General features: G+C 31.0%; 12 protein-coding genes, 5 tRNA genes and 4 other annotated features. Of the genes, 16 read left to right on the top strand and 1 reads right to left on the bottom strand.

The window, feature by feature from the left end:
- Nucleotides 1–20: 20 nt before the first annotated feature.
- The 7 genes from EBB51_RS10020 to EBB51_RS09990 all read left to right on the top strand — a co-directional run bounded on the left by EBB51_RS10020 (nt 21) and on the right by EBB51_RS09990 (nt 2,354).
- Nucleotides 21–96, top strand: a tRNA-Val gene (locus tag EBB51_RS10020).
- Between the two features lie 17 nt (nt 97–113).
- Nucleotides 114–190, top strand: a tRNA-Asp gene (locus EBB51_RS10015).
- A gap of 4 nt (nt 191–194) precedes the next feature.
- Nucleotides 195–270: transfer RNA gene (locus tag EBB51_RS10010), tRNA-Phe, on the top strand.
- Nucleotides 271–277: 7 nt separating this feature from the next.
- Nucleotides 278–352 (top strand) — tRNA-Gly (locus EBB51_RS10005).
- Nucleotides 353–360: 8 nt separating this feature from the next.
- Nucleotides 361–434 (top strand) — tRNA-Cys (locus tag EBB51_RS10000).
- A 171-nt stretch (nt 435–605) separates the two neighbouring features.
- Nucleotides 606–1,100 carry a hypothetical protein gene (locus EBB51_RS09995; protein WP_123054345.1) on the top strand — a complete coding sequence of 165 codons (495 nt, stop codon included), beginning with the start codon at nt 606–608 and terminating at the stop codon, nt 1,098–1,100.
- A gap of 258 nt (nt 1,101–1,358) precedes the next feature.
- The gene (locus EBB51_RS09990; protein ID WP_123054344.1) at nt 1,359–2,354 is read left to right on the top strand and encodes a sodium:calcium antiporter; all 996 of its coding nucleotides are present in this window, start codon (nt 1,359–1,361) and stop codon (nt 2,352–2,354) included.
- Between the two features lie 6 nt (nt 2,355–2,360).
- On the opposite strand, the gene EBB51_RS09985 is transcribed toward EBB51_RS09990, so the two are convergent.
- Nucleotides 2,361–3,056: a DUF6873 family GME fold protein gene (locus EBB51_RS09985; protein WP_123054343.1), complete on the bottom strand. Its 696-nt coding sequence runs from the start codon at nt 3,054–3,056 to the stop codon at nt 2,361–2,363.
- 129 nt (nt 3,057–3,185) lie between these two features.
- Between EBB51_RS09985 and ytxC the strand changes: the two genes are divergently transcribed.
- From ytxC to pheS, 9 genes are all read left to right on the top strand, one after another.
- The gene (gene ytxC, locus EBB51_RS09980) at nt 3,186–4,106 is read left to right on the top strand and encodes a putative sporulation protein YtxC (protein ID WP_123054342.1); all 921 of its coding nucleotides are present in this window, start codon (nt 3,186–3,188) and stop codon (nt 4,104–4,106) included.
- A gap of 60 nt (nt 4,107–4,166) precedes the next feature.
- Nucleotides 4,167–4,393, top strand: a binding site (T-box leader).
- 26 nt (nt 4,394–4,419) lie between these two features.
- Nucleotides 4,420–4,659, top strand: a binding site (T-box leader).
- A gap of 62 nt (nt 4,660–4,721) precedes the next feature.
- Nucleotides 4,722–6,638, top strand: a complete 1,917-nt coding sequence (gene thrS / locus EBB51_RS09975) for a threonine--tRNA ligase (protein ID WP_123054341.1) — start codon at nt 4,722–4,724, stop codon at nt 6,636–6,638.
- Between the two features lie 38 nt (nt 6,639–6,676).
- Nucleotides 6,677–6,786, top strand: a sequence feature (ribosomal protein L20 leader region).
- A gap of 29 nt (nt 6,787–6,815) precedes the next feature.
- The gene (infC, locus tag EBB51_RS09970) at nt 6,816–7,337 is read left to right on the top strand and encodes a translation initiation factor IF-3 (protein WP_123054340.1); all 522 of its coding nucleotides are present in this window, start codon (nt 6,816–6,818) and stop codon (nt 7,335–7,337) included.
- Nucleotides 7,338–7,356: 19 nt separating this feature from the next.
- On the top strand, nt 7,357–7,554 hold the full coding sequence (gene rpmI, locus EBB51_RS09965) for a 50S ribosomal protein L35 (RefSeq protein ID WP_123054339.1): 198 nt from the start codon (nt 7,357–7,359) through the stop codon (nt 7,552–7,554).
- Nucleotides 7,555–7,582: 28 nt separating this feature from the next.
- Nucleotides 7,583–7,942 (top strand): 50S ribosomal protein L20, encoded by a 360-nt coding sequence (gene rplT / locus EBB51_RS09960; RefSeq protein WP_123054338.1) that lies wholly within the window; start codon nt 7,583–7,585, stop codon nt 7,940–7,942.
- A gap of 90 nt (nt 7,943–8,032) precedes the next feature.
- Nucleotides 8,033–9,379, top strand: coding sequence for a TrkH family potassium uptake protein (locus tag EBB51_RS09955; protein WP_123054337.1), 1,347 nt, complete (start codon nt 8,033–8,035; stop codon nt 9,377–9,379).
- 10 nt (nt 9,380–9,389) lie between these two features.
- Entirely contained in the window at nt 9,390–10,049 is a 660-nt protein-coding gene (locus EBB51_RS09950; protein ID WP_123054336.1) for a TrkA family potassium uptake protein, read from the top strand.
- Between the two features lie 20 nt (nt 10,050–10,069).
- Nucleotides 10,070–10,852, top strand: a complete 783-nt coding sequence (locus tag EBB51_RS09945) for an RNA methyltransferase (RefSeq protein ID WP_123054335.1) — start codon at nt 10,070–10,072, stop codon at nt 10,850–10,852.
- Between the two features lie 62 nt (nt 10,853–10,914).
- Nucleotides 10,915–11,139 (top strand) — a binding site (T-box leader).
- Between the two features lie 51 nt (nt 11,140–11,190).
- Complete coding sequence (pheS, locus tag EBB51_RS09940; RefSeq protein WP_123054334.1) at nt 11,191–12,210, top strand: phenylalanine--tRNA ligase subunit alpha; 1,020 nt, start codon at nt 11,191–11,193, stop codon at nt 12,208–12,210.
- Nucleotides 12,211–12,239: the final 29 nt, after the last annotated feature.

The raw sequence follows: 12,239 nt of genomic DNA, 5'->3' as shown, positions 1-12,239 counted from the left end.
TGGTGGTTTAAAAAAGATATGGGCGCATAGCTCAGCTGGGAGAGCATCTGCCTTACAAGCAGAGGGTCACAGGTTCGAGCCCTGTTGTGCCCACCATCAGAATTTATTAATGCGGCCTAGTGGCTCAGCTGGTTAGAGTGCCGGCCTGTCACGCCGGAGGTCGAGGGTTCGATCCCCTTCTAGGTCGCCAATTTGGCCAGATAGCTCAGTCGGTAGAGCAGAGGACTGAAAATCCTCGTGTCCCTGGTTCGATTCCTGGTCTGGCCACCAATTTGTTGCGGGAGTGGCTCAGTGGTAGAGCGTCACCTTGCCAAGGTGAACGTCGCGAGTTCGAATCTCGTCTTCCGCTCCATTTTATATGGCGCTATAGCCAAGTGGTAAGGCAGAGGTCTGCAAAACCTTTACCCCCAGTTCAAATCTGGGTGGCGCCTCCAAATTAATATCGGTGATTTAAAAAGTAGCTTATACAGTAACTTGTAAGAGAGTTAACTGTGTAGGCTATTTTTATTGTTTGTTAAAACCTTTGAATTTGTCATAAAAAAAGTTTCATAATGTGCTCTAAAGGTTTAGCATATTAATATTAAAAAAGTTAAAGGAGTAGTGGAATGAGAAAGAGAAATAAACTTATTGTTATTTTTTCAGCAATAATAATTGTCCTGGGAACAGGAGTAACGTTATATAAAAGTAATTCATTTTGTAAATTTTCAAATGACTATTTAGCAAGTAAAGAAGAAACAGAAAAGAGCTTTTATTCTAAAAAAAATGAGATAAGTACCAAGGATAGTGAAAGCTTTGATTTTGGCAAGTTTACAGGTAAGTGGTCTTTAATGGAGTTTACTTCGGATAAAGGAAACAAAATAACTATAAGTGATAACACAAAAATTGATAAAGGTAAATTTTATATTGTGGTATTAGATAAGAATTATAACATTATGGCTAAAAAGAACGAGTTAAATGATAAAGGAAATATAACTTTTACTACACCTAATAGTGGAAAATATATTGTTAGAATTGTTGGGCAAAATGCAAGTGGAAGCTTTAACTTAAAGATAAGTGCAAGTAATAACATTGATGTTTCTCACAAAGACTTTTTTGAATAGTAATTGTAGATTGAATGTTAGTGCTAAACTGTTTTAATAGCACTTTAAATAAAAGTTCATTGACATAATGAAATGAATTTAGTATACTTTAATAAGTTAATATATATACATATACCCACAAAAGGGAGTAGTTTAATAGATATTGTCAACATAGTGGTTATAAACCTGGCAATATCCGCAAAAATGCGAAACGAGACTTTTGGCATATTTTTAATATGCTAAAGGTCTTTTTATTTTTTTTGCTTAAGGAGGGAAAAAATGATAGTAACAATCTTAGTTATGATTACTGCAGCACTTCTAATTTATTTTAGCTGTGAATTATTTGTAAATGGAATTGAATGGGTAGGTAAAGCTTTTAACATTTCTCAAAGTGCAGTAGGTTCTATTTTGGCAGCCTTTGGTACAGCTTTACCTGAAAGTGTCGTGACATTTATAGCCGTAGTATTTGGAGCAAATTCAAGTCAAAAAGATATTGGTATTGGCTCAGCCTTAGGAGGACCCCTTGTTTTGAGTACAATTGCATATGCTGTTGTTGGAATTAGTATAATTATATTCAGCAGCAAGAGAAAATCTGGAGAAGATATTAAGTTTGACAGTGAGAAGTTAGCAAGAGATCAAGTATGGTTTATGTGTATTTTTATATTTAAAATTGGTCTAGGTCTTGTGGCTTTTTCAATAAAACCGTGGTTTGGAATTTTATTTCTATTAGCGTATGGAGTTTACTTCTATAGAGAGATGAATGCTGATACAATTGAAGTTAATCAAGAACTAGAGCCATTAAAATTAAGCCCTAAAGTTATGAATCCTAATAAAGCGTTGATCTTAGGTCAAACCATAGGATCACTTGTATTTATTTTTATTGGTTCACAAATGTTTGTGCATAATGTGAGTACTCTAAGTGTTTCATTAGGAATGGCACCTCAGATGGTTTCTTTACTATTAAGCCCAATTGCAACAGAACTGCCTGAAACATTAAACGCAGTTATATGGGTAAGGCAGGGTAAAGAAAATTTAGCTCTTTTAAATATTAGTGGATCCATGATGATTCAAGCTACAGTGCCCAGTGCATTAGGTATTTTTTTTACACCGTGGATGCTTGATAAATCTCTTATAATTTCAGCAATTATAACTTTTATAGCTATTCTGTTAATATGGCTGACTTTAAAAAGAAGTCATTTATCAGCTAAAAGATTATCATTTAATGCTGTATTATATATTATCTTCATTATAGCAATAATTTATGTAAAAGCTTGATTATGATTAGATTACGAATAGACTTCCCCTGTCTACAAGTTTTCCACTTCTTAAAAATACAGGATTGACATGGTGCTTATGTAAAAATTCAAGCACCTTTTCTCCGTATTTATAATAAGAAAGGTCACCATAAAAAGCCATGGTATTTGGTGCTATAATTCCACAGCACCCACCTATAAATCCATAGTCGAGTCCTGGAAGTAATATGTCACCGGGTGGAACTAGAAGAATATCTATACCTTCTAATTTCAAGGCATTTGATATGGATAAATCACTTGTGATTATGGCTTTATCATTTACAACAGCTGTAGAACATTTAGTATATCCCTGCTTCACGCTTATTTTCTTTTTCCCCTCCATGAAAGTTAAAAGATTGGGATCTGTATATTTAAGATTGTGTATAAATATATTATTTAAATTTACACTATTTAATATAATATCATTTGGATATTCACTGCATAAATTATTTCTTGATAAAAAAACTTTATATCCTAGAGTTTTTAGTTTAGATATAAAAGTTTTATCCATGTTCTTATGTACTAAAATTTTGTCATTATCTATAATTTTTAAAAGCATATCAGGATGACCACATACTGCATCGTAAAGTAAGTTAGATGGCGGACATATTAGTAAGTCATATCCTAAGTTTTTAAGGCTGTTTCTCTCTTCTACATCAGTTCTAAAATCTACAATTACATACATAAAATCACTCCTATTTAAAATTAGTAATAAACATAACTTATTATATTATTATTGTCGATATTTGCAAATAAGTTTTTGTATATACATTTTGTTTACACACATACTAATTTCAAGAAGGGAGTGTGTTATGTGTTACTAATCACTATTATATATGATGATAAAAGAGAAAATTTGATATATGATATAGAAAATGTAGTACGATATTTTAAAGAAAAAAACTATACTATAGGAATTTCAGAAAGTATACAGTCTAATACTCACTTCGTAAAAATATTTTGTGATGGAGATTTAAATGAAAAAGCTTATAACCTATTTAAAATGAATATTGCAGGGGCCATTTATAATGTGCTTATAGATGAATTTTATGATAAATATTTATTAAACTTCTTATCAGATACATACTTTTTTTTAAAGTATGATGAAATAGATGAGGTTATGAAAAAGAGTGAAAGCATATTAAAAGGATGTGACTATAATTTTGATCAAAATTTTATATATTGTATGAACAAAAAAAATATAATAGTAGATAAAATTATTGATTGTATAAATGAAAATAGAGAAATTAACATAGATGGTTTTATAACTTTTAGAATGAAGGAACTTGAAGATGATTTAGAGAGTATTATTGATAAAGTTGTGGAACAGTATATGGCAGAAAGGGAATATGATGATTTTATAAAGCTGTTAAAGTATTTTGTAGAAATTCAAGACAGCAAAGTAGATGAGATAAATATAATAATTACAAAGAGCGGTAAGTATTTATTAAAAGATAATAAAGGTAAAGATATAACTCAAGAATTACTAGATGGTTTGGATGAGATTCAATACAAACAAAATTCTAATATGGAAGATATTTTGATAGGTGTACTCATAACAAATTGCCCTAAAAGTATAGTGATTCATTGTGTGGAAAACTCGGAAAATGATGAATTTATAGATACGATAAAAAATATTTTTGAAAACAAGGTAAGTATTTGTACTTCATGTGATATGTGTAAGTGTACAGAAGACAGATTTACTCGTTTGATTGACAGCAAAATAAAAAGTTAATTTTTTGATTTTAGCTATTGACAAATGTAAATTCAAGCAATATAATAGTTTCAATAAATGTTAAAAACTTTGAAAAGGAAGAGTAAATAATAGACTGCTTTAAGAGAGAAAAATCCATTGACTGCAAGATTTTTTAGGTAAGTATTATTGAAAACCACCTTTGAGTTGAATATTGAACTTTAGTAGATATTTCCGTGAATCTGCGTTAATGATCTTGAGATGATAATGGTTTTTTAATTTAGCTATTATCAAATTGGGTGGAACCGCGATCTATACTCGTCCCATGTTTTGGGATGAGTTTTTTTATTTTTGAATAAAGACTTTGAAAAGGAAGAGTAAATAATAAACTGCTTTAAGAGAGAAAAATCCATTGACTGCAAGATTTTTTAGGTAAGTATTGTTGAAAACCACCTTTGAGTTGAATACTGAATTTTAGTAGGTATTTCCGCATATCTGCGTTAAAGATTTGAGATGACAATTATATAAGCATTATTTATTGTAATGTTTTATTTGTTGAAGTTGGGTGGAACCGCGATCTACACTCGTCCCATATATGGGACGGGTGTTTTTTGTATATAAATTATTTACTATAAATTACAATAGGAGGAGATAGTCATGATAAAGATTACTTTAAAAGATAATAGTGTTATGGAGGTTCAAAATGGAACCAAGGTATCAGAAGTAGCTTCTAAGTTGAGTTCATCTCTTGCAAAGAAAGCTATTGGAGCAAAAATAGATGGTAAAAGAGCAGAGCTTATGGGTGAATTAAATAATGATTGTAAGCTTGAAATATTGACATTTGAAGATGAAGATGGAAAGTGGATATTAAGGCATACTGCTTCACATATTCTTGCACAGGCAGTTAAAAGATTATATCCTGATGTAAAGTTAGCTATAGGACCAGCAATAGACAATGGATTTTACTATGATTTTGATGCAGAATTTTCATTTACACCTGAAATACTTGAAAAACTTGAAGCTGAAATGAATAAGATAGTTAAGGAAAATTTAAATCTTGAAAGATTTGAATTACCAAGAGAAGAAGCTATAAAACTTATGAAAGAAAAGCAGGAACCATACAAGGTTGAATTAATAGAAGATTTACCAAAAGATGCAGTAATATCTTTTTATAAACAAGGAGATTTTGTAGATTTGTGTGCAGGACCTCATGTTAAATCAACTGGCAAAGTAAAATCTATAAAACTTCTTTCAATAGCAGGTGCTTATTGGAGAGGCGATGAAAAAAATAAGATGCTTCAGAGAATATATGGAACTGCATTTGAGAAAAAATCAGATCTTGAAGCATATCTAAAGATGATGGAAGAAGCTAAAAAGAGAGATCATAGAAAAATAGGAAAAGAACTTGACTTATTTAGTATTCATGAAGAAGGACCAGGATTCCCATTTTTCCATCCAAAGGGAATGATAATAAGAAATACTTTACAAAGCTTTTGGAGAGAAATGCATGAAGCTGCTGGATATGATGAAATAATGACTCCTGTAATATTGAATGAAAAACTTTGGAGACAATCCGGCCACTGGGATCATTACAAAGAAAATATGTATTTCACAAAAATAGATGATGAAGATTATGCTATAAAGCCAATGAACTGCCCAGGTGCAATAATTGTATATAAAAACCAAATACACTCATATAGAGAACTGCCAATAAGATATGCTGAAATGGGAATTGTTCACAGACATGAAAAATCAGGCGCACTTCATGGACTTATGAGAGTAAGATGCTTTACTCAAGATGATGCTCATATGTTCTTAGCTAAAGACAATATAAGAGATGAAGTATTAAATGTTATAAAACTTATAGATAGTTTTTATAAGGTATTTGGATTTGAGTATTTTGTTGAATTATCTACAAGACCAGAAAATTCAATGGGAAGCGATGAAGATTGGGAAGCAGCAACTGAGGGTTTAAGAGATGCGTTAAATGCAGCTGGAATGGAATACAAAATTAATGAAGGCGATGGAGCATTCTACGGACCTAAGATAGACTTCCACTTAAAAGATTGTATAGGAAGAACATGGCAGTGCGGAACAATTCAATTAGATTTCCAGATGCCAGAAAGATTTGATTTAACTTATATAGGTGCAGATGGAGAAAAGCACAGACCAGTTATGGTTCACAGGGTTGTATTTGGATCTATAGAAAGATTTATAGGAATATTAACAGAACACTATGCAGGAGCATTCCCAACTTGGCTTGCACCAGTTCAAGTTAAAATTATGAATATCACTGATGATCAAATTGAGTATGCTAAGAAAATAGCACTTGAATTAAAGAAAAACAAAATAAGAGTTGAACTTGATTTAAGAAATGAAAAGATAGGATATAAGATTAGAGAAGCTCAACTTCAAAAGGTTCCTTATATGTTAGTATTAGGACAAAAAGAAATGGAATCAGGTAATATTACTGTAAGAAGTAGAAAACAAGGAGACCTTGGAACAGTTGAATTGAAAGACTTCATAGCAAATATAAAAGATGAAATAGATAAAAAAGTTAGTACAATTGATTAAAGTTATTGACTTATGAATAAAATAGTTATATAATAACCTATGTTAAGAAGAAACAGCCGTTTCTCACCTTACAGCACAGCTAGTAAGGTTGATAGAATTTTTGAATTCGTAATTCTAAGGACGGCATAAGTCGTCCTTTTTTTTATTTGTTAATTTTAAATTAAAACCACCTAGGAGGTGAAAATTATTAATAAAGATTTTCTTATTAATGAAAGCATAAGAGAAAAACAGGTAAGAGTTATTGCAAATGATGGTTCGCAGCTTGGAGTTATGTCATCTAAGGAAGCACTTAAGATTGCAGAAGAAAGTGATTTGGATTTAGTTTTAATATCACCAAATGCTAAACCACCAGTTTGTAAAATAATGGACTTAGGAAAATTCATTTATGAGCAGGCTAAAAAGGATAAAGAAGCCAGAAAGAAACAAAAAGTTATAAACATAAAGGAAGTTAGATTAAGTCCTACTATAGAAGAACATGATGTAGCCATTAAATCAAATAATGCAAGAAAATTTTTGATAGCAGGAGATAAAGTAAAGGTTACTATTAGATTTAGGGGAAGAGAAGCTGATTACTCATTTATAGGTAAAAAGATAATGAATAAATTTTATAGCAAACTTGAAGATATCTGTGTTATAGAAAAGACTCCTAAATTAGAAGGAAGAAATATGATAATGGTTTTATCACATAAGAAAGCATAATTGAGAGGAGGAATTTATTATGCCAAAAATGAAAACAAAAAGAAGTGCAGCAAAGAGATTTAAAGTTACGGGAACAGGTAAATTAAAGAGATCAAAAGCTTTTAAGAGTCATATATTGACAAAAAAGAGTGCAAAGACTAAGAGAAATTTAAGAAAAGCTGGATATGTTTCATCAACTCAAGAAAAGACGATGAAAGAATTAATGCCTTACGTATAATAATTGGTTGTAGAAGGAGGTCTTTAAAATGGCAAGAGTAAAAAGGGCAGTAAATGCACGTAAATATCATAAAAAAGTTTTAAAACTTGCGAAAGGTTACTATGGAGCTAGGAGCAAGTTATTTAAAACTGCTAATGAATCAGTAATAAGAGCACTTAGAAGTGCATATGTAGGAAGAAGACTAAAGAAGAGAGATTTCAGAAAGCTTTGGATAGCAAGAATAAATGCGGCAACTAGAATGAATGGTCTTTCATATTCAAAGTTTATGAATGGAATAAAAACTGCAGGAATTGATATAAATAGAAAAATGCTTTCTGAAATAGCTATAAATGATCCAAAGGCATTTACTAATTTAGTAGATATAGCAAAGAAACAATTAAATGCATAATATAAAAGTTATTTACATAAAAGTACAGCATTTTGCTGTATTTTTTTTTACGGGAAAAGTGTATAATATGTGTAAAGGTTGGTAATTATTATGATGGTTAAGATTAATAAATGGATTAAAATTACCCAAGTGCAGGTACTTGCTTTAGAATTTATAATAGTGATTTTCCTTGGAGCTATTTTATTATCGCTGCCAATAGCCTCTGTGAGCCATAAAAGTACTAATTTTATAGATTGTTTATTTGTATCAACATCTTCAACATGTGTAACAGGGCTTGTTACTGTAGATACGGGAACACATTGGAGTTATTTTGGAAAAACTGTGATTTTATTTCTAATTGAAATAGGCGGGCTAGGGTTTATGACTATAGCAACGTTAATTGCACTTCTTGCAAGGAGAAAAATTGATTTTGAGCAGAGAATAGTAATGCAGGAGTCAATGAATCTCTTTAAGTTACAAGGTATTGTAAAAATGACAAGATATATACTGGTATTTACATTTTCTGTTCAATCAATAGGCGCTTTGATATTATCAACTCAGTTTATTCCGATGTTTGGAATAAAAAAGGGTATTTACTATAGTATATTTCACTCAATATCTGCCTTTTGTAATGCAGGTATTGATTTATTTGGCGGATTTAGAAGTTTAACATCATACTATAATAATTCTGTAATAATTCTAACAATTGGATCACTTATAGTTATTGGAGGACTTGGATTTTTTGTGTGGAGTGAAATATATGAATACAGACGTACTAAAAAGCTGTCAACTCATTCAAAGGTTGTTATATCAACTACATTGATACTCATAATAGGTGGATCAATATTGATGTATATCTTTGAATATAATAACTATGCTACTATGGGAAATATGATATTTAAGGATAAAGCTTTATCGTCTTTTTTTGCTTCAGTAACACCAAGAACTGCAGGATTTAATTCAATTTCAACTTCGGATATGACAACTGCTGGTAGATTCTTAACAATAATACTGATGTTTATAGGAGGATCACCTGGATCAACTGCAGGTGGAATTAAGACGACTACTTTAGCGTTATTAGTTATGACAGTTTTATGTGTAGTGAGAGGTAAAAGTGATACTGAAATATTTAAGAGAAGAATAGATAAAGTTCGAATATACAAAGCTTTTGCTCTAACTGCAATTTCGCTAACATTGGTAGTTATCGTTACAATGATACTGTGCATTACAGAAAAAGGAGCTTCACTTGAGTATATTTTATATGAAGTTATTTCTGCATTTGGAACTGTAGGACTTACGTTGGGACTTACCACAAAACTTAGTACAGTTGGTAAGATAGCGATAATTATAACTATGTACTGTGGAAGAATGGGACCGCTTACAGTTGCTACAGCACTGTCAAGGAGAAATTCTCCTAATAAGATAAAGTATCCTAAGGATAAAATATTAATTGGATAGAGGGGATAAAATGAGTAAGAAACAATTTTTAGTTATAGGATTAGGCAGGTTTGGAAGTGCAGTAGCCAAGACTCTGTATGAACTAGGAAATGAAGTATTAGCATTAGATATAGATGAAACGGCAGTAGAAAAGATAGCTGACTATGTTACTCATGCTGTACAAGTTAATGCATCTGATGAAGAAGCATTAAAATCGCTTGGAATATCAAATTTTGATGTTGCAATAATTGGTATGGGAGCAAATGTTCAAGATAGTGTAATGGCTACTTTACTTGCCAAAGAATGTGGAGTTGAATATGTAATGGCTAAGGCAAATAGTGAATTACATGCTAAGATACTGTATAAGATAGGCGCAGATAAAGTAGTATTTCCAGAAATGGATATGGGAGTAAGAGTTGCACACAAGTTAGTTGCAAGTAATATACTCGATTATATACAATTATCACCAGAGTACAGCATAGCAGAGATACTAGTTTATAAACAATGGAATAATAAAACTTTATCTGAATTAGATATAAGGTCTAAATATGGAATAAATATAATAGCAGTAAAAAGGAATGAACATATAGAAGTGTCACCTGATGCAGATTATAAAATTTTTGAAAGGGATATACTTGTAGCTATAGGAAATGAAGAAGAAATAAAGAAAATGAAACAAGATGTAAAATAATCGATTAAATAGGTGATTGTATGGATAAAATTTATAGTAAGGACAATAATCTAATAAAAGAAACAAAGAAATTGAGTGAAAAAAAGTATAGAACCAAAAAAAATAAATTTTTGATAGAAGGATTTAGATTTGTAAGCGAAGCACTGAGTTCTAATTTTGATGTTCCCATAATTTTTTTAAATGAAAAAGTTCAATACAAATGGAATGATCTTAAGCTTCAATTAAAAGTTTGCGATTATACTAAAGTTTATTTGCTAACAGATAAATTATTCAACTATATAAGCAATACAGATAATCCACAGGGTATAGCAGCTTTAGTTGAAAATAGAAAAATAAACGTTAAGAATGAAACTGGATTTTATGTATTAGTAGATAAAGTACAAGATCCAGGAAATATGGGAACAATCATAAGAACAGCAGATGCTGCAGATGCATTAGGTGTTATACTTACAAAGGGAACAGTAGATATTTATAATGAAAAGACACTCCGGGCAACTATGGGATCTATTTTTCATATACCAATAATATATGATGAAAATTTAGAAAAACTAAGTTTGCTTAAGAAAAGTGGTTTTAAGCTTATAGTAAGTTCACTCGATGCAGATAAAAGTTTTTATGATTTGAATTTACAAGGAAAGGTTATAATAGCTTTAGGTAATGAAGGCAGTGGTGTAAGCAGCCAAATTTTAAATTTAGCAGATACCAAAGTTAAAATACCTATGCCGGGAAATGCAGAATCATTAAATGTCTCCACAGCAGGAGCAATTATGATGTTTGAAATAGTTAGACAGCTGGACAAATAAATATATATTGACAATTTCGATATATATATGTAAAATAAAAAAATAATAAGTTATAATATAAATTAAGTACTATGATGGAGAGAGTAAATATATGCTTTTTTTAAGAGAGAGAAGGTATGAGCTGAAAGCCTTTTTAAAAAAATATGTATTGAAGTTCACTCTTGAGTTCTGGCTGTGAAATAAATTAGCAGTCAGCGGTTAAAATCGATAAGTTTTTAAAGTGAATGTCATTTAATTGTATTTGACATTAAACTGGGTGGTAACGCGGATATAAGTTCGTCCCTTATTGTGGGATGGACTTTTTTTATTTATAAAAGCATAAGGAAGGAGAAACTAAAATGAAGCAAAAATTAGAAAGCATAAAAGACAATGCACTTGAATGCTTGAAAAATGTTAAAAATAGTTCCGACATTGATAATATTAAAGTTAAATATCTAGGTAAGAAGGGCGAATTGACACAGATACTTAGAAGTATGAAGGATTTATCAAAAGAGGAAAGACCTATAATTGGGAAGATGGCTAACGAAATAAGGACATCATTAGAAAATGCTATGGGGGAATCCTTAAAAAACATCAAAGATAAAGAAAAAAATGAAAAGTTAAAAAATGAAGTTGTTGATATTTCAATGCCTGGAATAAGACAAAATTTAGGCAAAAGACATCCTCTAGAACAAACCTTAGACCAAATGAAAGAGACATTTACAAGTATGGGATTTACCATTGAAGAAGGACCTGAAGTAGAACTTGATTATTATAATTTTGAGGCTTTAAATATTCCTAAAAATCATCCTGCAAGAGGTGAACAAGATACTTTTTATATAAATAACAATACAGTTTTGAGAACTCAAACTTCTCCAATACAAGTAAGAACTATGGAAAAGCAGAAACCACCTATAAAAATGATAGCCCCGGGAAAGGTATATCGTTCGGATTCAGTGGATGCAACTCATTCACCTATATTTTACCAAATGGAAGGTCTTGTTGTTGATAAGGGAGTAACATTTGCAGATTTAAAGGGAACCCTTGAGGCTTTTGCTAAAAAAATGTTAGGTGATAACATAAGTACTAAGTTTAGACCTCATCATTTTCCTTTTACTGAACCTTCAGCAGAAATGGATGTTACATGTTTTGTATGCCATGGTGAAGGGTGCAGAGTATGTAAAAGTGAAGGATGGATAGAATTATTGGGATGCGGTATGGTACATCCGCAGGTACTGCGAAACTGCGGAATAGATCCTGAAGTATACAGCGGTTTTGCTTTTGGACTTGGAGTTGATAGAATGGTTATGCTTAAATATGGACTCGATGATATAAGACAGCTTTATGAAAGTGATATGAGATTTTTAAATCAATTTTAGTTTTAAATGATAAAATATGCGAAAGTAGT

This window comes from Clostridium sp. JN-1 (genome assembly GCF_003718715.1).
Classification (GTDB): Bacteria; Bacillota; Clostridia; order Clostridiales; family Clostridiaceae; genus Clostridium_AV.
This window is presented reverse-complemented; position numbering and strand designations above follow the sequence as displayed.

Bases quoted from the DNA above. Each gene is read 5' to 3' on its own strand.
- EBB51_RS09995 (WP_123054345.1), top strand. From the start codon at position 606: ATGAGAAAGAGAAATAAACTTATTGTTATTTTTTCAGCAATAATAATT.
- EBB51_RS09955 (WP_123054337.1), top strand. From the start codon at position 8,033: ATGATGGTTAAGATTAATAAATGGATTAAAATTACCCAAGTGCAGGTA.
- EBB51_RS09945 (WP_123054335.1), top strand. From the start codon at position 10,070: ATGGATAAAATTTATAGTAAGGACAATAATCTAATAAAAGAAACAAAG.
- pheS (WP_123054334.1), top strand. From the start codon at position 11,191: ATGAAGCAAAAATTAGAAAGCATAAAAGACAATGCACTTGAATGCTTG.
- thrS (WP_123054341.1), top strand. From the start codon at position 4,722: ATGATAAAGATTACTTTAAAAGATAATAGTGTTATGGAGGTTCAAAAT.
- EBB51_RS09950 (WP_123054336.1), top strand. From the start codon at position 9,390: ATGAGTAAGAAACAATTTTTAGTTATAGGATTAGGCAGGTTTGGAAGT.
- rpmI (WP_123054339.1), top strand. From the start codon at position 7,357: ATGCCAAAAATGAAAACAAAAAGAAGTGCAGCAAAGAGATTTAAAGTT.
- rplT (WP_123054338.1), top strand. From the start codon at position 7,583: ATGGCAAGAGTAAAAAGGGCAGTAAATGCACGTAAATATCATAAAAAA.
- EBB51_RS09985 (WP_123054343.1), bottom strand. From the start codon at position 3,056: ATGTATGTAATTGTAGATTTTAGAACTGATGTAGAAGAGAGAAACAGC.
- EBB51_RS09990 (WP_123054344.1), top strand. From the start codon at position 1,359: ATGATAGTAACAATCTTAGTTATGATTACTGCAGCACTTCTAATTTAT.